Source organism: Bacillus sp. FJAT-27445, assembly GCF_001510665.1.
GTDB lineage: Bacteria > Bacillota > Bacilli > Bacillales > Cytobacillaceae > Bacillus_D.
Genome location: NZ_LMTI01000002.1, coordinates 212,203 through 231,804, shown reverse-complemented (window position 1 = coordinate 231,804; position 19,602 = coordinate 212,203). Strand labels below are relative to the sequence as shown.

Annotated in this window: 17 protein-coding genes; 16 read left to right on the top strand and 1 reads right to left on the bottom strand. The window is 45.9% G+C overall.

Annotated features, from left to right (window positions below; translation table 11 throughout):
* Positions 1 to 257 precede the first annotated feature (257 nt).
* From nusB to spo0A, 11 genes are all read left to right on the top strand, one after another.
* A complete protein-coding gene (gene nusB, locus AR337_RS05790; protein ID WP_059171081.1) occupies positions 258 to 650 on the top strand; it encodes a transcription antitermination factor NusB in 393 nt (130 codons plus the stop codon).
* Between the two features lie 44 nt (positions 651 to 694).
* A complete protein-coding gene (folD, locus tag AR337_RS05785) occupies positions 695 to 1,555 on the top strand; it encodes a bifunctional methylenetetrahydrofolate dehydrogenase/methenyltetrahydrofolate cyclohydrolase FolD (protein WP_059171080.1) in 861 nt (286 codons plus the stop codon).
* Between the two features lie 199 nt (positions 1,556 to 1,754).
* Entirely contained in the window at positions 1,755 to 3,113 is a 1,359-nt protein-coding gene (gene xseA / locus AR337_RS05780; RefSeq protein ID WP_059171079.1) for an exodeoxyribonuclease VII large subunit, read from the top strand.
* Positions 3,106 to 3,339, top strand: coding sequence for an exodeoxyribonuclease VII small subunit (locus AR337_RS05775; RefSeq protein WP_059171078.1), 234 nt, complete (start codon positions 3,106 to 3,108; stop codon positions 3,337 to 3,339). The genes xseA and AR337_RS05775 overlap by 8 nt, the downstream gene beginning before the upstream one ends.
* A gap of 2 nt (positions 3,340 to 3,341) precedes the next feature.
* Entirely contained in the window at positions 3,342 to 4,226 is an 885-nt protein-coding gene (locus tag AR337_RS05770; protein ID WP_059171077.1) for a polyprenyl synthetase family protein, read from the top strand.
* Between the two features lie 242 nt (positions 4,227 to 4,468).
* Positions 4,469 to 6,361 carry a 1-deoxy-D-xylulose-5-phosphate synthase gene (dxs, locus tag AR337_RS05765; protein WP_059171076.1) on the top strand — a complete coding sequence of 631 codons (1,893 nt, stop codon included), beginning with the start codon at positions 4,469 to 4,471 and terminating at the stop codon, positions 6,359 to 6,361.
* Between the two features lie 2 nt (positions 6,362 to 6,363).
* On the top strand, positions 6,364 to 7,206 hold the full coding sequence (locus tag AR337_RS05760) for a TlyA family RNA methyltransferase (RefSeq protein WP_059171075.1): 843 nt from the start codon (positions 6,364 to 6,366) through the stop codon (positions 7,204 to 7,206).
* Positions 7,207 to 7,363: 157 nt separating this feature from the next.
* Positions 7,364 to 7,813: a transcriptional regulator ArgR gene (gene argR / locus AR337_RS05755; RefSeq protein ID WP_059171074.1), complete on the top strand. Its 450-nt coding sequence runs from the start codon at positions 7,364 to 7,366 to the stop codon at positions 7,811 to 7,813.
* 15 nt (positions 7,814 to 7,828) lie between these two features.
* Positions 7,829 to 9,517: a DNA repair protein RecN gene (recN, locus tag AR337_RS05750; RefSeq protein WP_059171073.1), complete on the top strand. Its 1,689-nt coding sequence runs from the start codon at positions 7,829 to 7,831 to the stop codon at positions 9,515 to 9,517.
* 123 nt (positions 9,518 to 9,640) lie between these two features.
* On the top strand, positions 9,641 to 10,930 hold the full coding sequence (gene spoIVB, locus AR337_RS05745; RefSeq protein WP_156424322.1) for a SpoIVB peptidase: 1,290 nt from the start codon (positions 9,641 to 9,643) through the stop codon (positions 10,928 to 10,930).
* A gap of 278 nt (positions 10,931 to 11,208) precedes the next feature.
* Positions 11,209 to 12,000, top strand: a complete 792-nt coding sequence (gene spo0A / locus AR337_RS05740; protein ID WP_059171560.1) for a sporulation transcription factor Spo0A — start codon at positions 11,209 to 11,211, stop codon at positions 11,998 to 12,000.
* Between the two features lie 85 nt (positions 12,001 to 12,085).
* Here spo0A and AR337_RS05735 read toward each other — a convergent pair whose 3' ends face one another.
* Entirely contained in the window at positions 12,086 to 12,337 is a 252-nt protein-coding gene (locus AR337_RS05735) for a DUF2627 domain-containing protein (RefSeq protein WP_059171072.1), read from the bottom strand.
* A 186-nt stretch (positions 12,338 to 12,523) separates the two neighbouring features.
* Here AR337_RS05735 and AR337_RS05730 point away from each other — a divergent pair, with 186 nt between their 5' ends.
* The 5 genes from AR337_RS05730 (at position 12,524) to lpdA (ending at position 19,499) form a co-directional block, all read left to right on the top strand.
* On the top strand, positions 12,524 to 14,584 hold the full coding sequence (locus AR337_RS05730; protein WP_156424321.1) for a sigma 54-interacting transcriptional regulator: 2,061 nt from the start codon (positions 12,524 to 12,526) through the stop codon (positions 14,582 to 14,584).
* Positions 14,585 to 14,809: 225 nt separating this feature from the next.
* Positions 14,810 to 15,721, top strand: coding sequence for a phosphate butyryltransferase (gene yqiS / locus AR337_RS05725; RefSeq protein WP_059171071.1), 912 nt, complete (start codon positions 14,810 to 14,812; stop codon positions 15,719 to 15,721).
* A 13-nt stretch (positions 15,722 to 15,734) separates the two neighbouring features.
* A complete protein-coding gene (bcd, locus tag AR337_RS05720) occupies positions 15,735 to 16,829 on the top strand; it encodes a branched-chain amino acid dehydrogenase (RefSeq protein ID WP_059171070.1) in 1,095 nt (364 codons plus the stop codon).
* A gap of 122 nt (positions 16,830 to 16,951) precedes the next feature.
* Complete coding sequence (gene buk / locus AR337_RS05715) at positions 16,952 to 18,061, top strand: butyrate kinase (protein WP_156424345.1); 1,110 nt, start codon at positions 16,952 to 16,954, stop codon at positions 18,059 to 18,061.
* Between the two features lie 16 nt (positions 18,062 to 18,077).
* Positions 18,078 to 19,499 carry a dihydrolipoyl dehydrogenase gene (lpdA, locus tag AR337_RS05710; protein ID WP_059171068.1) on the top strand — a complete coding sequence of 474 codons (1,422 nt, stop codon included), beginning with the start codon at positions 18,078 to 18,080 and terminating at the stop codon, positions 19,497 to 19,499.
* Positions 19,500 to 19,602 lie beyond the last annotated feature (103 nt).

Genomic DNA, 19,602 nt, shown 5'->3' with positions numbered 1-19,602 from the left:
CAGGCCCGTCCTCGGAAATGCTCGCATTTCCTTCGTGCGTGGGCGAATTCAGGGATGCCATTCAATGTCCTGCGGGCCCCGTCTTATGCTGGTCGGGGCTGACCAAGGCGCTTGCGCATTTTGTTTTCCGACCCACACTGCATTCCATTACGCTTTATGCTATTATTTCTTTGGGGGTAACTAGCAAATTCAGACATTGAAAATGTGCGAAAATTGTCCAAATTGTATTTATTTTTCTAAAAGGAGCTAATTGTATAATGAAGAGAAGGACAGCAAGAGAAAAGGCACTTCAGGCGCTTTTTCAAATTGATGTAAGCGATGCTGACCCGGCAACGGCAATCGAGCATGTTCTTGACGGGGAAAACCCTGAACCATATCTATCCAAGCTTGTGAACGGCACAGTGGAGCAAAAGCCGGACATTGACGAATTAATCAGTAAGAATCTCGAAAAATGGTCGATGGAAAGGCTGGCAGCTGTAGACAGAAATTTGCTTAGGCTGGGTGTGTATGAATTGAAATATTGCTCTGATGAAGTGCCTGCCAATGTTGTTTTGGATGAGGCTATCGAAATAGCCAAGCTTTATGGAGACGATCAATCAAGCAAATTCATTAACGGTGTCCTTTCAAAAGTGAAACAGGAACTCGTTTAACTTTTGAGCATGATGGTCTTCTCCGCAACTAAGGAGGAATCGGGATGGTAGCAAAAGTAATCGACGGTAAAGAAATCGCAAAGAAAAAAAGGCGCGAGATTGCTGAAGAGGTTCAGGCTCTTAAGGAAACAAATATTATTCCTGGACTCGCGGTAGTCCTTGTCGGAAACAATCATGCTTCTAAGACGTATGTCAACAATAAGGAGAAGGCGTGCAGGGAAGCGGGGATTGAATCCATCCTTATCACTTTGCCAGAAGAAGTAAGCCAGGAAGAGCTTCTAACGAAAATTGATGAATTGAATAAACGTGAGGATGTCCACGGCATTCTCGTCCAGTTGCCCTTGCCATCGCATATCGAAGAAAAGAAAGTCATCGAGGCAATTTCTCCCGAGAAGGATGTTGATGGCTTCCATCCGTTGAATGTAGGAAGGATGATGACAGGCCAAGACTCCTTTCTCCCTTGTACTCCTTACGGGGTCATGGTTATGCTGGAGGAAACGGGCATCGAAATTTCTGGAAAGCACGTGGTCATTGTCGGCAGGAGTAATATTGTCGGCAAGCCAGCGGGGCAGCTTTTCCTGAATAAAAATGCAACTGTTACCTATTGCCACTCAAGAACAAATGACCTGACCTATCATACGACTCAGGCAGATATCCTTGTTGCGGCAATCGGAAAGGCTAACTTCATCCGCTCAAGTCATGTAAAAGAAGGCGCGACTGTCATTGATGTAGGGATTAACAGGGATGAACATGAAAAGCTATGCGGCGATGTCCATCCTGAGGTTGCCGAGAAAGCGGCTTATCTCACTCCTGTACCGGGCGGAGTAGGCCCAATGACAATTACCATGCTTCTCTTCAATACACTTAAGGCAGCCAGGCAGTCAAAAGCCTTGAACAAAGCTTAGTATTAATTTCTACGGGAAGCTGAAATCAGTCTTCCTCCTTACATAAATTGCCCTGGTCCATATGAGTTGGATTTCTTGCCCGTGACGGATAGGGAATCTAAACTTATAATGGAAGAGGGCAGTTTTTCTTTTTTATAAGATAGCTGAGTAATTGGCAGCAGCCAAATTCCCAGAAGACATATGGCAAGGAGTTTTATTCATGCAGGAAACCAACCGTTATGTAACCGTTACTGCACTGACAAAATACATAAAGCGAAAATTTGATGCAGACCCGCATTTACAGGATATTTTTATCAAAGGGGAAATTTCAAACCTTAAACAGCACTCAAGCGGGCATATTTACTTAACATTGAAGGATGAGCGATCAAGGATCCTTGCCGTCATGTTCGCGGGCAATGCTAGGTCGATGAAATTCGTCCCTGAGAATGGGATGAAGGTCGTTGTAAGAGGAGAGCTATCTGTTTATGAAGCAAGCGGGCAATATCAGGTATATATAAAGGAAATGAAGCCTGATGGAATTGGGGAGCTGTTCCTAGCTTATGAGCAGCTAAAAAGAAAACTTGAAGCAGAAGGCCTTTTTAACCGGGACAGGAAAAAGCCACTCCCTCCATTTCCAAAGACAATAGGCATCATTACGTCACCTACGGGCGCAGCAATCAGAGACATTATCACTACAATTAAAAGGCGATACCCCATTGGAAAACTGATTGTGTACCCTGCACTTGTTCAGGGCGACAACGCAGGGAAATCCATTGCGGAATCTATTCGGAGGGCCAACCAGGCTGGTGATATCGATGTCCTTATAGTCGGCAGGGGTGGGGGGTCAATCGAGGAATTGTGGGCGTTTAATGAAGAACAAGTGGCCAGGGCCATTTTTGCCTCCACCATTCCAATTATTTCAGCTGTCGGCCATGAAACCGACTTTACGATTGCCGATTATGTAGCCGACCTTCGCGCACCCACTCCAACGGCGGCTGCAGAGCTTGCGGTTCCCCATATAGAAGAGCTTTTGGAGCGTGTCCTTCAACGGCAGGCAAGGTTAATCAGGGCTATGAAAGAAAAACTCAGCTTCCAAAAAGGCCGTTATGATAGGATTAAGCGTTCGTATGCTTTCCGCTATCCACGCCGCCTTTACGAACAAAAGCTTGAACAGCTTGATAAGCTGACTGAGAATTTGTACCGGGGAACTGGGCGCCTTGCCCTTGTTAAAAAGGATCAATTCGCCCATCTGGCAAGAAGGCTGCAAAGGAACAATCCGGGGCAGCTCCTGACCGAGGCATCAGGAAGGCATGACCGCGCGGGCAAAGAACTTCAAAGAGCCATGAATCAAATTCTCATGGCAAGAAGAGCAGCGTTTGGCAAAACACTCGCATCCTTTGAGGCGCTCAATCCTTTAAAGATTATGGAACGGGGTTACAGCCTAGCATACACAGAAGACAATCGATTGATTAAACAAATAGGACAAGTTGAAGTTGATGACCGGGTGACGATCAAGGTAATAGATGGGAGCCTTATTTGCAAAATAGAGAATAAACTGGAGGATGATATGCATGGATGAAGCAAGAACGCTGACATTCGAACAGGCAATGGAACAGCTCGAACGGATAGTGGAACAGCTTGAGGAAGGTGATGTCCCTCTGGAACAGGCTATTAGCTTCTATAAGGAAGGGATGGAGCTTTCGAAATTGTGCCATGATAAACTCAAAAATGTCGAGGAGCAATTAGCCCAAATTATTACTGAAGATGGACGGAAAGAGAGCTTTTCAATAGATGGGGAGGAATAAAAGTGGGAAACAGACTTTTGGACGATGCGACAAAAAAATACAGGCAGCTGCTAGAGGAAAAACTCCGTTCATCAGTCCAGAGGCTTGATGCACCCGCGTCGCTGAAGGAAGCAATGCTGTACTCTCTTGAAGCGGGAGGAAAAAGGATAAGGCCGCTGCTCGTATTTGCCGCCATGGATGCATTCGACAGAAATCCTGAAGAAGGGGTAGCGGCTGCGGCTGCAATTGAAATGGTCCATACGTATTCCCTAATCCACGATGATCTCCCAAGCATGGACGATGACGATTTGAGAAGAGGAAAACCGACCAACCATAAAGTTTTTGGGGAAGCAATGGCTATCCTTGCTGGCGATGCATTGTTGACATACAGCTTTGAAATGATTGGAGACATGGACGCAAGCCCTGATGTAAAGCTAAAGCTTGTGGCCGGACTGGCTAAAGCAGCAGGAGCTGGCGGAATGGTAGGCGGACAGGCGGCTGACATGGAAGGCGAAGACAAAGAGCTTACCCTTGAAGAACTAGAAGCCATCCATATAAATAAAACAGGCCGGCTGCTTACATTTAGCGTCCTGGCCGGCGCCATCCTTTCGGGTGCTGATCAAAACAAGCTTGACATTCTTTCTCGATACGCATTCCATTTGGGCCTTGCCTTCCAGATTCGGGATGATATTCTTGACCTTGAGGGGGATGAAGGTACCATCGGGAAACCAGTTGGCAGTGATACAGTAAACCATAAAAGCACGTATCCGAGGCTTTTGACGCTTGAAGGCGCGAAGGACTCTCTTGCTGCCCATATTGCCAGTGCTAGGGAAGAACTTGCCAAAACAGGGCTTAACACACGCCTTTTGCTGGAAGTCACAGACCTCGTTGCCACAAGGAACCATTAACCCGGCATTTGAGTACCATGCCTAAATATGATACAATCGAATGTATAAAATAAACATTGACCCTGTTGCCGTTATCACGACTGTGCTAGCGGCTTATTTTTTACAGCCAGATATGAAAAAAGGCGAATTAGGGAAATAATAGGTGAAATTTAGATATTTCCTTGAGGAATCCCCCCATTCCTTTATAATAAAAGGGGCTACAATCATTTTGGCGAAAATGCAATGAAAGCGAGTGATCCTCTTTGGATCTTAAATCAATAAAAGATCCATCCTTTCTTAAAGGGATGTCTAATCAGGAACTTGAAAAGCTTAGTAAAGAAATCCGGCGATTCCTAATCGAGAAGCTATCCGTAACTGGAGGCCATATCGGCCCTAATCTGGGTGTTGTTGAATTGACGCTTGCGCTCCATAAATCATTCGATAGCCCAAAAGATAAAATCATTTGGGATGTCGGACATCAGTCCTATGTCCATAAGATTCTGACAGGGAGAGCCTGCGAATTTGATACCTTAAGACAATTTAAGGGCCTGTGCGGTTTTCCAAAACGGACCGAAAGCGAGCATGATGTTTGGGAAACCGGCCATAGTTCAACTTCGCTGTCAGCAGCAATGGGAATGGCAATCGCGAGAGATCTTAAAAAGGAAAAAAGCTTTATTCTTCCGGTCATCGGTGATGGCGCGCTTACCGGGGGGATGGCCCTTGAAGCGCTGAACCACATCGGCCATGAAAAGAAGAATATGATTGTCATCCTAAATGATAATGAAATGTCCATCGCTCCTAATGTCGGCGCCTTGCATAATGTACTCGGCAGGCTTCGGACATCCGGAAAGTATAATGGGGTAAAGGATGAGTTGGAACTCCTCATTAAAAAAATCCCTGCCGTGGGGGGCGTCCTTGCGGCGACCGCGGAAAGGGTAAAGGACAGCCTGAAGTATATGCTCGTTTCCGGTATGTTTTTTGAGGAACTGGGCTTCACCTATTTAGGGCCGGTTGACGGCCATAGCTTCGATGATCTGTTTGAAAACATTGCCTATGCAAAGAAAACGGAAGGCCCGGTCATCATTCATGTTTTAACCAAAAAGGGAAAAGGCTATCAACCCGCTGAGTCCGATAAAATTGGTACTTGGCATGGAACCGGTCCGTACAAAACGGAAACAGGTGCCTTTGTTAAACCTTCATCTGCTCCTCCAGCCTGGAGCAGCCTTGTGAGTGAAACTGTCAGAAAGATTGCCAGGACCGATGAAAGGGTTGTCGCGATTACTCCGGCGATGCCAGTCGGCTCCAAGCTTGAAGGATTCGCTTCCGAATTCCCCGACAGAATGTTTGATGTCGGGATTGCGGAACAGCATGCGGCAACTGTAGCAGCAGGGCTGGCAACACAGAATATGAAGCCGTTTCTTGCTATTTATTCCACATTCCTGCAGAGAGCTTATGATCAGGTTGTCCATGATATATGCAGGCAAAACTTGAATGTTTTTATTGGGATTGACAGGGCCGGCCTTGTCGGTGCCGATGGGGAGACCCACCAGGGAGTATTCGATATTGCCTTCCTCCGTCATGTACCCAACCTCGTATTGATGATGCCAAAGGATGAAAATGAAGGCCAGCATATGGTTTATACCGCGCTTACCTACAATGATGGCCCCATAGCAATGAGATTCCCGCGTGGAAACGGGCTTGGCGTCCCTATGGATAAAAGCTTTAAGTCCATTCCGATTGGCAGTTGGGAAGTGCTTAGGGACGGTCGTGATGCTGCCATTCTAACTTTTGGGACTACGATTCCAATGGCTATGGAAGCAGCCGCTGTAATGGAAAGCAGAGGCATATCTGTCAAAGTCGTTAATGCGCGATTTATCAAACCCCTTGATGAAGAAATGCTATCCGGCATTCTAGATGAAGGTATGCCAATTCTTACAATCGAGGAAGCTGTGCTCCAAGGCGGCTTTGGAAGCAGTGTAATTGAGTATGCCCATGATCATGGCTATTTTAAAAATGTCATTGACCGGATGGGAATACCCGACAAATTTATTGAACATGGAAGTGTTGACCAGCTGCTTGAGGAAATTGACTTTACAGTCGACTCCGCCATTAGCCGCCTGTCAATTCTTGCCTCAAAGAAACAGCAGAGGGCATAAGCATGAAAGTAAAAAAAGAACGCCTGGATGTCTTGCTCGTTGAAAGAGGGCTGGCGGAGACACGGGAAAAAGCCAAGCGGGCCATTATGGCTGGCCTCGTTTATACAAATGAAGAAAGGCTTGATAAGCCTGGGGAAAAGATCAATAGCGATTTGCCATTGACAGTCAAAGGAAATGTCCTTCCCTATGTTAGCCGGGGAGGGCTTAAATTAGAAAAGGCATTGCAGGTGTTTGACGTAGATGTGACTGGAAAGACAATGCTTGATATTGGATCCTCTACAGGCGGATTTACAGACTGTGCATTGCAAAATGGAGCAAAAAGGTCCTATGCCCTGGACGTCGGTTATAACCAGCTGGCCTGGAAGCTTCGCCAGGATGAACGCGTCGCCGTCATGGAAAGGACGAATTTCCGATACGTTACCCCCGCCGATTTCCAACAAGGAATGCCTGATTTTGCGACAATCGATGTATCATTTATATCCTTATCTCTGATCTTTCCAGTGCTGGCAACGCTGCTAGTTCCAGGGAGCGATGTTATTGCGCTTGTAAAACCCCAATTTGAAGCCGGGCGTGAACAGGTTGGAAAAAAAGGGATTGTCAGGGATGAAAAGGTCCATTTGGCCGTATTGGAAAAAACAATTCGGTTTTCTCTGGAGGCAGGATTCAATGCTGCGGGATTATCGTGGTCCCCAATCACAGGGGGGGATGGAAACATCGAGTTCCTTCTCCACCTTAAATGGCAAGGCGAGGGAAACGGAGGGAAAAACCTTCTTGAGGTAACTCCCGAAGCAATCGTACAGGAAGCACATCAGGATTTGAAAACAAAACGGGTTGAAGAAGGATAGGCTGAGGCTTATCCTTTTCTTTTCTATTTTTGGAAAGTTTGTGTTTCTCCTGTGAAGAATCATTGTACAAGATTGCCCAAATGGGCTAACATATGTGTAGAACCGACACAAAAAGACTGTACTTTCTATGTTTTAATTGCCTATTGGAGTGATAAAAATGAACAAAGGCCAGCGCCATATTAAAATCCGGGAAATTATCACAAATAATGATATCGAAACACAGGATGAACTTGTTGATGAGCTGAAGAATCAAGGCTTTAATGTTACACAGGCGACTGTATCACGGGATATTAAGGAACTCCATCTCGTTAAGGTACCGCTTCTTGATGGAAGGTATAAGTACAGCCTCCCAGCCGACCAGCGTTTTAATCCTTTGCAAAAATTGAAACGTTCCATGATGGATGCGTTCGTCAGGGTCGATGCGGCAGGCCATTTGCTTGTCATGAAATCACTACCGGGAAATGCTATGGCTATTGGAGCGCTGATTGATAATCTCGATTGGGATGAAATCCTGGGAACCATCTGCGGGGATGATACACTGCTGATTATCTGCAGGACGCCCGAGGATACAGAAGTTATTACAAACAGGTTCCTTGAAATGCTTTAGGTGGGGGAATGCTACTTGTTAATGGAATTATCCATAAAGAATTTCGCAATCATTGAGGCCCTTTCTGTTTCTTTTAAAAAGGGCCTAACCGTGTTGACCGGGGAAACAGGAGCGGGGAAATCCATTATTATTGATGCGATTCACCTGCTTGTCGGAGGCCGTGGATCCGCGGAATTTGTCCGACATGGCGAGGAAAAAGCCGAAATAGAGGGCTTGTTCCTGCTGGATGACGGCAAGCATCCTTGTATTGCCAAAGCCGCCGATTACGGAATTGATATTGAGGATTCGATGGTTGTTCTCCGCCGGGATATTTCACAAAATGGAAAGAGTGTATGCAGGGTCAACGGAAAGCTTGTAACCATTTCAATATTACGGGAAATTGGCGGAACTTTAGTCGACATTCACGGGCAGCATGAACATCAGGAACTCATGAATGAAGCACTCCATCTATCCCTTCTTGACCAGTTTGGCCATGCCGATACTTTGCCTGCACTAGAGTCGTACCAGAATGTTTTTAACCAGTATGAAGAGACATTAAGGAAACTCCGGAAACTCAGTGAAAATGAGCAGAAAATGGCGCACAGGCTCGATTTGATTCAGTTCCAGCTCGATGAAATTAGCAACGCGGGGCTTAAACCCAGCGAAGACGAAGAGCTTGCCGACGAAAAACAGCGGCTTGTTAATTTTGAAAAAATATTTGAATCTGTCCAGTCTGGCTACACTGCTTTAAAGGGGGATTCACGCGCGCTTGACTGGGCGGGTGAAGCTATGGGGCTCCTTGAGAATGCTGCGGCGCTGGACCCCGATTATAAAGGGGTTTTTGAAGCAATCTCCAACAGTTATTATATGCTGGAAGATGCGGCAGCAACCCTTAGGAACAATCTGGACATGCTGGAATATGATCCTGAGAGGCTAAATGAGATTGAGGCGAGGCTGACCGAAATCCATCAATTAAAACGGAAATACGGAAAGACCATTCCTGAAATACTTTCCTATGCCGAAAAAATCAGCACTGAAATCGACTCTCTACAGAATAAAGAAACCCACATCGGGAATCTTGAAAAAGAACTTGCCCAGCACCAAAAAAGGCTTGCCATAGAGGCGGCTGTACTTACAGCTGCCAGGAAAAAATGGGCTGGAAAGCTAGTAAAGCTTATCCATAAGGAACTTAAGGACCTCTATATGGCGAAGACGATTTTTGACATTCGCTTTTTACCGGGTACATCCCAGTATTCGAGGATGGGAACCGACAGAGTTGGTTTTTTTATCTCCACGAATCCTGGCGAACCGTTAAAACCTCTTTCCAAGGTGGCATCAGGCGGCGAACTTTCTAGGATTATGCTGGCTTTAAAAAGCATTTTTTCCAAGCACCAGGGAGTTACATCAATTATTTTTGACGAAGTGGATACTGGTGTAAGCGGCAGAGTGGCCCAGGCAATTGCCGAGAAAATATCCCGGGTTGCGGCAGGCTCACAAGTCCTCTGCATTTCCCATCTTCCACAGGTTGCCGCCATGGCGGATACCCATCTTTTTATTTCAAAGGTTACAAAAGGCGGGAGGACGAAAACCTCTGTGGTACCTTTGAGCGAAGAGGAAAAGATTGCTGAAATCGGCAGGATGATATCCGGAGTAGAAATCACCGACTTGACTAAAGAGCATGCGAAGGAATTGCTCCTGCAGGCAGCTAATATAAAACATACATGAAAAGCTATCCAGTATGGGTAGCTTTTTTATTTGTCCGCGGGTTATAAATGCCTCCTAACACGGCAAAATTATAACTGTAGCCATTTTTTAATGAAAGCACCTGAAGCGAGGAGAGTGAGGTATTTGAATATAAGAATGCTGAGAAAAATAATCGGTGGAATTCTCCTTGTTTCAATCATCGCATTGGTAAGCTGGAAGCCATTCCAAGCCTATCTCCAAATCCCTAAACAGATAACCGTATTTCAGGGCGAGAATGTTTCTTTTGGGAAGGCATCTGCGGTCTCGGCAACGGTCAAGGCCAGCCGGGACACAATCGTTCTTAACCAATCCGATCACCTTGTCTCCGTGTCGGCAAAGGAATCGGGAAAGAGTGAAGTCATCCTTGACCTGGCGGGTATACCAATAAAGAAGGTCAATGTAAATGTTTTAAAGGGCTTTAAGGTCTATCCAGGAGGGCAATCCATTGGAGTTAGACTGAATACGGTTGGTGTCCTAGTTGTCGGCCATCACCAGGTCGAAACAGAATCCGGCCGGAAATCTCCAGGAGAGTTATCGGGTATCAAAGTCGGGGATATCATTACAGAAATAAATGGGCAAAAAATTGATAAAATGTCGGATGTTGCTCCTTTCGTCCAAGAGGCTGGAAATAACGGAAAACCGCTTAAAGTCCTGATTTCCAGGGAAAAAGGGAAATTCAAAGCGGATTTAATGCCTTTAAAGGAAAAGGGCGCAGGCAGCTTTAAACTGGGGCTTTATATTCGGGACTCAGCCGCTGGGATTGGGACGATGACGTTTTATCATCCGGGTTCAAGGAAATATGGAGCACTTGGCCATGTTATTTCTGATATGGATACAAAAAAGCCAATCGTTGTGGAGGATGGCCAAATTGTCAAGTCAACTGTTACCTCCATTGAAAAAGGAAGCAATGGAAACCCAGGGGAAAAACTGGCAAGGTTTTCGGACGACAAAGATATTATCGGCACTATAAACAGGAACAGTCCATTTGGGATATTTGGAAAATTAAATAAGGATATTGAGAACGGAGTGATGGATAAACCGATGCCAATCGCTTTATCCCATCAGGTAAAAGAAGGGCCGGCAAAAATATTGACGGTCGTTGATAACGATAAAGTGGAAATGTTCAACATTGAAATTGTCAGTACAATTCCGCAGAAGTTCCCAGCTACTAAAGGAATGGTCATTAAAGTGACCGATCCAAAGCTTTTGGCAAAAACGGGGGGAATCGTTCAGGGTATGAGCGGGAGCCCAATCATCCAATCCGGAAAAGTCGTAGGCGCGGTCACCCATGTTTTTGTAAATGATCCGACATCAGGCTACGGGGTCCATATTGAATGGATGCTAACGGAAGCGGGAATTGATATATATGAAAAGCCGGAGGCAAAAGCAAGCTGATTGGTCCGGTGACAATTTGGCCCCCAAAAGGGCCTTTTTGTTTGATGCCGGTTTGGAAGGGAATTACAATAAATGAAGATTTTTCGACAAATGTGAAAACAATACCGAAAATGGTCGAAAAACGAAGAAAAATAAAGATTTTACCTTTTTTCGTGGGTTTTTTGAGAAAATTTTATTTGTACGCAGGATTTATGGTTGCATTGTCGAATTTGTCATTTAGAATAGAAAATAGGTTTTACAAAAATGAATCATTTAAGGAATCCGAGGAGGTACTGGGAGTGAAAAAAATTAAAGTTTGTGTGGTGGACGATAATAGGGAATTGGTTGGATTGCTTGAAGAGTACATATCTTCACAAGAAGACATGGAAGTGGCAGGCATTGCACATAATGGGCAGGAATGCCTTGATATGCTGGAAGAAGTAAATCCCGATGTCCTGATCCTTGACATCATTATGCCTCATTTGGATGGGCTTGCTGTATTGGAAAGAATGCGTGAGTCCAAAAATGGCCCAATGCCGCAAGTCATTATGCTTACCGCTTTCGGCCAGGAGGATGTAACAAAAAAAGCCGTCGAGTTAGGGGCATCCTACTTTATTCTTAAACCATTCGATATGGACATGCTAGGGAACCATATCCGTACAGTTAATGGAAAAACCGGTTCAGTTACACGTAAGGGCCATACATCCAGCTTCCGATCCCACTCCGAACAAAAACCAAGGAACCTTGAGGCTAGCATCACGTCCATCATCCATGAAATCGGGGTCCCAGCCCATATTAAAGGATATTTATATCTCCGTGAAGCAATTTCCATGGTATACAACGATATTGAACTCCTTGGTTCCATAACAAAAGTCCTGTATCCGGATATCGCGAAGAAATACAATACAACGGCAAGCAGGGTTGAGCGCGCAATCCGCCATGCAATCGAAGTTGCCTGGAGCAGGGGGAACATCGACTCCATTTCCTCATTGTTCGGGTACACAGTGAGCATGACAAAAGCAAAACCGACAAACTCGGAATTTATTGCAATGGTCGCAGATAAATTGCGCCTCGAGCATAAAGCATCCTAACAAGAAACAATAAAAACGCTATCATACTCTCCTCCTTCATCTCCTGAAGGAGGTTTTTTTAGGAAAAGGAAAAACAGGAAGGGAACTAAAGGCTCCCGTTCCTGTTTTTTTTGAATCTGTCCTGAACCTTATTCCTCTTTCGGTCCCGATGAAGGACAAAGCCCGCTACAAAACCCAGGCCAAGGATGAATAAAATAAACCCAATTAGGAATTGGAGCCAGAGATACGAAAACGGCTGCTGTAATCTTCCAAAAACCATATCACGCATCAATTTTATCCCAAAGGCCGCCAAAAACCCGGGAATGAGCATTACAATGAGGGCAGCTATACGCTTCATGCCAACATCCCTTCCTAGCACTTTTCTGGATTAGTGCCTCAGAAAAATCATAGTCCAAGAACCAGATTTGTCAAGAACCTGGAGAAAAGCTACAATTATTATGAAAAAGGTTGCAGGCGGCTAAAGAAAAACATGAAATAATTTGCGGGTTCCCACCAGCAAACGATTCATGGAGGGGGCGTGGAGTTGCCAAACGTAATGATTATCGGTGCCGGAAAAGGCGGAACCGCGATCTTGAAAATGCTGAAGGAAACAGAAGTGCTCGAAGTAAGGGCGGTCATTGACAGGAATGAAGATGCCCCCGGTATTTTGCTCGCGCAAAAGGAAGGCATTTCAACGGGAACAGACTGGAGGCGCTTCCTTGATGAAAAAATCGAGATAATCATCGAAGTGACCGGCAACCCTGAAGTATTTCCAGAGCTTAGGGAAGCCGCAGGCCGTGATTCAATCCTCATTCCCGGCAGCGTAGCATTTCTTATATCAACCTTAATGGAAGAAAAAGAGGATTTAATTGAACGTCTTAAAAACGAATCCTATAAACATGATTTGATATTTAATTCCACTGATGATGGAATGGTTGTGATTAATAAAAAGGGGATTGTTACCCTTCTGAACCGCCGGGCTTCCGAAATGATTAATTACAGCCCTAATAAAGCGGTAGGAAAACATATTTGGGAAGTTATCCCTTCAAGCAGGCTAACAATAGTAATGGAAACCGGGAGAATTGAAGCCAACCAGGAGATGGTTCTTGGCAATGGCGCCAAAATCATTACGACAAGGATTCCAATCATCGATGAAAGCGGAGGCTTGATTGGTGCTTTCGCTGTGTTTAAGGATATCTCGGAAGTTGTCCGCCTTGCCGAAGAAATAACCAACCTGAAAGAAATTCAGACAATGCTTGAAGCTATTATTCAATCGAGTGATGACGCAATATCTGTCGTGGACGAAGAAGGACGAGGCATCCTCGTAAACCCCGCATATAACCGGATAACCGGACTAAGCCGCGAACAGGTTATAGGCCAGCCGGCAACTGCTGATATCTCGGAAGGGGAAAGTATGCATATGCAGGTCTTGAAAACCAGGAGGCCTGTACGAGGAGTGCCGATGAGGGTTGGTCCCAACAAAAAGGAAGTCATTGTAAATGTTGCCCCAATCATTGTGGAGGGGAAACTAAAAGGAAGTGTTGGTGTTATCCATGATATGTCCGAAATCAAATCCCTTAACAGGGAGTTGACAAGGGCAAGGCAAATCATTCGAACACTTGAAGCAAAGTATTCTTTTGAAGATATTATCGGCCAGTCAGAGGAGATGGTCCTTGCAATCGAGCAGGCAAAGCTGGCGGCGAAAACCCCGGCCACGGTCTTGCTTAGAGGCGAATCCGGTACCGGAAAGGAATTGTTCGCTCATGCCATCCATAATGCGAGTGACCGGCGCTTCAATAAATTTGTCAGAGTCAATTGCGCCGCGCTTTCGGAAAGCCTCCTTGAGAGTGAACTGTTTGGTTATGAGGAGGGGGCATTCTCTGGAGCAAAAAGAGGCGGGAAGCACGGCTTATTTGAAGAAGCAAACAACGGCAGCATCTTTTTGGATGAAATAGGGGAGCTTTCGGCCAATACACAGGCAAAATTGCTAAGGGTCCTCCAGGAAAGGGAAATCGTCCGGGTTGGAGGGACAAAACCTGTCCCAATCAATGTAAGGATTATTGCCGCCACGAATGTTAACCTTGAGAAGGGAATCGCTTCGAATACCTTTAGGGAAGACCTTTATTATAGGATTAACCGATTGCCAATCCATATTCCTCCTTTAAGAAACCGTACGGATGAAATACCGTTGTTAAGCGAAAGGCTTATTCAAAAAATCAATCAGGATTACGGAAGGAATGTGGATGGTGTCACTCATGGAGCCATCCTTCGATTGCAAGAGTATGCCTGGCCGGGAAATGTACGTGAATTGGAGAATATTCTTGGCAGGGCAATTATTTTTATGGCTTACAATGAATCGGTTATTGATGTAAAGCATCTGCCTGAATTGAAGAACAAAGAGGCGGGCCAGCATGTTAGCGTTGAAATGCCTGGTACTGGCAGCACCACTTTGCCGCTTGCCGAGATGATGGAAAGATATGAAGCGGCTATCATCAGAAAGACAATGGCACAAGCCAATGGAAATAAAACAAAAGCTGCAAAGCTGCTGGGGTTATCGATTAGAAACTTGTATTACAAGCTTGAAAAGTACAAACTTGAAAATTAAAGCATGCAAAAAATGCATGGTATGCAACTTGTTGCATAATAAAACTATGAAAAAGAAGTAGCATGAGTTAAAATAAAAATTCTCTTGCAAACTTTTTCAGCCCGCTATCGTTGTTGTTGAGGGACTGAACGCTCCTCAGTTAGAAGGATTTGCAATTTTGGCACATAACTTGCATATTAAGTTAGCGGGGATCAGATACCCACTCAAAGGGGATGATTGCACAAAATGTTTCTTGAGGAGTTAATCGGCAAAGCAGCGGAAAATGGCAAGAAGACAGTCGCTGTAGCTGCAGCTGGAGATCACGAGGTACTTGAAGCGGTTGCCCTTGCATTAAAACGCGGCTTGGCGAGGTTTCTTCTGTTCGGCGACCAGGAACAGATTCAATCCATGCTTGGCCGACATGGCGTTTCGTTGGATGAATCGATCAGCATCATTCACAATCCATCTTCGCAAGATGCTGCCGAAGAGGCAGTCAAAGCTGTAAGCAGCGAGCGGGCGGATGTTTTAATGAAGGGGAATGTCCAAACTTCAGTTATACTAAAAGCAGTATTGAATAAGGAATTTGGCTTGCGCACAGGAAAAATCCTATCACATACGGCGGCCTTTGAAATTAAAGGCTATGACAGGCTGATTCTTGTTACCGATGCGGCAATGAATATTGCACCCGATTTGGAACAAAAGGCCGGCATTATAAGAAACGCAGTTGCATTGGCAAAATCGATAGGGATTGATAATCCGAAAGTAGCACCTGTGTGCGCGGTCGAAACCGTGAATCCAGCTATGCAGGCGACACTGGATGCAGCGTCATTGTCCGCCATGAATAAACGGGGGCAAATTGGCGGCTGTCTGATAGATGGTCCGCTGGCCCTTGACAACGCGGTATCCATGCTTTCTGCAGAACATAAAGGAATTTCCGGCGATGTAGCCGGTAAAGCGGATATCCTGCTAGTCCCAACAGTTGAGGCCGGTAATATTTTGTATAAATCACTAGTTTATTTTGCAAAAGCAAAGGTCGGAGCAGTCATCTGCGGTGCACGTGCACCCATTATCTTGACATCACGATCCGATTCTTCTGAAAGCAAACTTTATTCACTTGCATTGGCACTATGCTCTGTGTCTAAAAACTTTGAAGATTAGGGAGGAAATGAAAATGGAAATCTTTAAATATTTGGAACAGTATGATTATGAACAGGTGGTTTTCTGCCAGGACAAGCAATCCGGGTTAAAAGCCATTATTGCCATCCATGACACGACACTAGGCCCGGCTCTTGGCGGAACAAGGATGTGGACATATGAATCAGAAGCAGCAGCAATTGAGGATGCTCTCCGCCTGGCCCGAGGAATGACGTATAAAAATGCGGCGGCCGGATTGAACCTTGGCGGCGGAAAAACTGTCATCATCGGTGATCCGCGCAAAGATAAGAATGAGGAATTGTTCCGTGCGTTCGGAAGATATATCCAAGGCTTGAATGGCCGTTACATAACTGCGGAGGATGTCGGCACGACTGTTGCCGATATGGACCTTATCCATGAAGAAACAGACTACGTCACCGGAATTTCCCCAGCATTCGGGTCATCGGGAAATCCATCCCCGGCTACGGCTTATGGAGTATTCAGGGGAATGAAGGCTGCTGCCAAGGAAGCTTATGGCTCCGATTCCCTTGAAGGAAAAACAGTTGCCATCCAGGGAGTGGGGAATGTTGCCTATAATCTTTGCCGCCACCTTTATGAAGAAGGTGCCAGGTTGATTGTAACGGATATTAATAAAGAGGCCGTACAAAGGGCGGTTGACGAGTTTGGGGCAAAGGCGGTTGAACCTGATGAAATATACAGTGTCGACTGTGACATTTACGCACCATGTGCGCTAGGTGCTGTCATTAATGACGATACAATTCCACAATTAAAGGCAAAGGTAATTGCGGGATCAGCGAATAACCAACTGAAGGATACACGCCATGGGGACATGATCCATGAACTTGGCATTGTTTATGCTCCGGATTATGTCATTAATGCAGGCGGGGTTATCAATGTAGCGGACGAACTTTATGGCTATAACCATGAACGGGCTATGAAAAAAATTGAAACGATTTATGCCAACATCGAAAAAGTCATTGAAATCGCAAAGCGCGATGGAATTCCTACCTACAAGGCCGCAGACCGGATGGCGGAGGAGCGGATTGAAAGAATGCGCAATTCCCGAAGCCAATTCCTTCAAAACGGCCACCATATCTTAAGCAGGCGTTAATTGGCGGAACGAGGCCGCACTCATGAAACCTTAATGAGCGGCCTTGTTCCTTGCCCAAAAAGCCAGAAACCAATATTTCCGGTAAACCTGCTATACTATCTGCTTTCTGGAGGTCCCGAATGGTGCAAAACAAAGATTATCGGATCCTGGTCATCAATCCGGGCTCTACATCAACGAAAATAGGCATCTTTGACAATGAGCGGTCGGTAATGGAAAAGACCATTCGCCACGATTCTGAAAAAGTCACTTCCTTTGAGAGCATCATCGATCAATACGCATTCCGTAAAGAGACGATCCTGGAAACGCTTGATAATGAAGGAATCAATATATCAAAGCTTAGTGCCGTCTGCGGCCGCGGCGGCCTGCTCCGACCGATTGAAGGCGGGACCTACACGGTTAATGATGCTATGCTTGAAGACCTGAGGGCCGGTTATTCCGGCCAGCATGCATCCAACCTTGGGGGCATCATCGCCTATGAAATAGCGTCAGGATTAAATATCCCGTCCTATATCGTCGACCCGGTCGTCGTGGATGAACTGGATGATATCGCCAGGATATCAGGCTTTTCGCTTGTTGAACGGAAGAGCATCTTCCATGCGCTTAACCAGAAGGCAGTCGCCAGAAGGGCAGCGAATGATTTAGGAAAACGGTATAACGAACTTAATTTGATTGTTGTCCATATGGGTGGCGGAATAACGGTTGGCGTCCATAAGGGCGGCAGGGTTATCGATGTGAATAACGGCCTGCATGGTGATGGGCCATTCAGTCCTGAACGGGCGGGGACAGTACCCGCGGGGGACCTTGTCAGCCTATGCTATTCAGGTGAATATTACCGGGATGAGGTAATGAGAAAGCTTGTAGGCCAAGGAGGGCTGGTCGGCTATCTTGGTACGAACGATGCTGTCCAGGTCGAGAAAATGATTGAAAAAGGCAATAAAAAGGCAAAGCTTGTATATGAGGCGATGGCGTACCAGGTTGCCAAGGAAATCGGAGCGGCCAGCGCAGTTCTTGCCGGCAAGGTTGATGCCATCATCCTGACCGGCGGCCTCGCATATGGAAAATCGTTCGTAACTTCAATTACTGAACGTGTCAATTGGATATCAGATGTAATCGTCCATCCGGGAGAAAATGAGCTTCAGGCCCTCGCTGAAGGCGCACTGCGCGTCTTAAGGGGCGAGGAGGAAGCCAAAGTTTACCCGAATTCATCGAACTTGAAAACAGCAACTACTTAACAGGGGGCAAAAACCAATGGCTCAAGAATATGATTTGGTCATTTTAGGCGGGGGCACCGGTGGCTATGTGGCAGCAATCCGCGCTTCGCAATTAGGGTTGAAAACGGCAATTGTTGAAAAGGGGAAGCTTGGGGGAACTTGCCTCCACAATGGCTGCATCCCATCCAAAGCCCTGCTCAGAAGCGCCGAGGTTTATGCTACAGCAAAAAAAAGTGAGCAATTCGGGGTTTTTGCTTCGGACGTGACCTTCGATTTCGGCAAAGTACAGGAACGGAAGGAAGCAATCGTATCCCAGCTTCATAAAGGTGTGCAGCACCTGATGAAGCAAGGGAAAATTGATGTTTATGAGGGGTTAGGACGAATCCTTGGCCCATCCATCTTTTCGCCAATGCCGGGAACGATTTCGGTCGAAATGAATGATGGCACAGAAAATGAAATGCTTATCCCTAAAAACATCATCGTTGCTACAGGTTCAAGGCCACGTACCTTGCCAGGGCTTGATATCGATGGAGAGCTTGTTCTTTCTTCGGACGAGGCGCTAAGGCTGGATTCACTCCCATCTTCCATCATCATAGTAGGCGGAGGGGTTATCGGAATTGAGTGGGCTTCGATGCTTTCCGATTTCGGGGTTGAGGTGACTGTCCTTGAGTATGCTCCACGCATTATCCCTACTGAAGACCATGAAGTCTCGAAGGAAATGCAGCGCCTGATGAAAAAACGCGGGGTGAAGATTGTTACTGGCGCTAAGGTTCTGCCTGAAACTCTTTCAAAAGGTGAAGGCATCGCGATATCCGCGGAGGTCAAGGGCGCGGAGAAAGAATACAAAGCTGATAAAATCCTTGTCTCTGTGGGACGCCAGGCGAATATAGAAGGAATCGGACTCGAGAATACAGAAATCGAAATAGAAAAAGGCTATATTAAAACGAATGAATTTTTCCAAACGAAGGAATCCCATATCTATGCGGTAGGGGATGTCATTGGCGGCTTGCAGCTAGCCCATGTCGCTTCACATGAAGGGATTGTCGCTGTAGAGCATATTACCGGTAAAGACCCGCAGCCGATTGATTATTCGCTCGTTTCAAAATGCATATACAGCCATCCAGAAGCAGCAAGTGTTGGTCTTACCGAGGAACAGGCAAAGGAACTTGGCCATAAGGTTAAGATAGGGAAATTTTCATTCAGGGCAATCGGAAAAGCACTCGTCTTCGGCCAATCGGATGGGTTCGTCAAAATTGTTGCCGATGAAGAAACAAATGACCTGCTTGGCGTCCATATGATTGGGCCGCATGTAACGGATATGATTTCCGAAGCGGGGCTTGCCAAGGTTCTGGATGCGACACCTTGGGAAATCGCCCATACAATCCATCCTCATCCATCCTTGTCAGAGGCGATAGGGGAAGCCGCACTGGCTGTTGATGGAAGGGCGCTTCATTCATAAATGCTTTTATTTGAGGTTGGAATGGAAAATGGTTCTTCACCATAAGTGCTACTTTATGGATTAATATGCCTAACTTTTATGTTGATTGGAGCGGAGGGCACCG

Bases quoted from the DNA above. Each gene is read 5' to 3' on its own strand.
- nusB (WP_059171081.1), top strand. From the start codon at position 258: ATGAAGAGAAGGACAGCAAGAGAAAAGGCACTTCAGGCGCTTTTTCAA.
- folD (WP_059171080.1), top strand. From the start codon at position 695: ATGGTAGCAAAAGTAATCGACGGTAAAGAAATCGCAAAGAAAAAAAGG.
- xseA (WP_059171079.1), top strand. From the start codon at position 1,755: ATGCAGGAAACCAACCGTTATGTAACCGTTACTGCACTGACAAAATAC.
- AR337_RS05775 (WP_059171078.1), top strand. From the start codon at position 3,106: ATGGATGAAGCAAGAACGCTGACATTCGAACAGGCAATGGAACAGCTC.
- AR337_RS05760 (WP_059171075.1), top strand. From the start codon at position 6,364: ATGAAAGTAAAAAAAGAACGCCTGGATGTCTTGCTCGTTGAAAGAGGG.
- argR (WP_059171074.1), top strand. From the start codon at position 7,364: ATGAACAAAGGCCAGCGCCATATTAAAATCCGGGAAATTATCACAAAT.
- AR337_RS05735 (WP_059171072.1), bottom strand. From the start codon at position 12,337: ATGAAGCGTATAGCTGCCCTCATTGTAATGCTCATTCCCGGGTTTTTG.
- yqiS (WP_059171071.1), top strand. From the start codon at position 14,810: ATGTTTCTTGAGGAGTTAATCGGCAAAGCAGCGGAAAATGGCAAGAAG.
- bcd (WP_059171070.1), top strand. From the start codon at position 15,735: ATGGAAATCTTTAAATATTTGGAACAGTATGATTATGAACAGGTGGTT.
- lpdA (WP_059171068.1), top strand. From the start codon at position 18,078: ATGGCTCAAGAATATGATTTGGTCATTTTAGGCGGGGGCACCGGTGGC.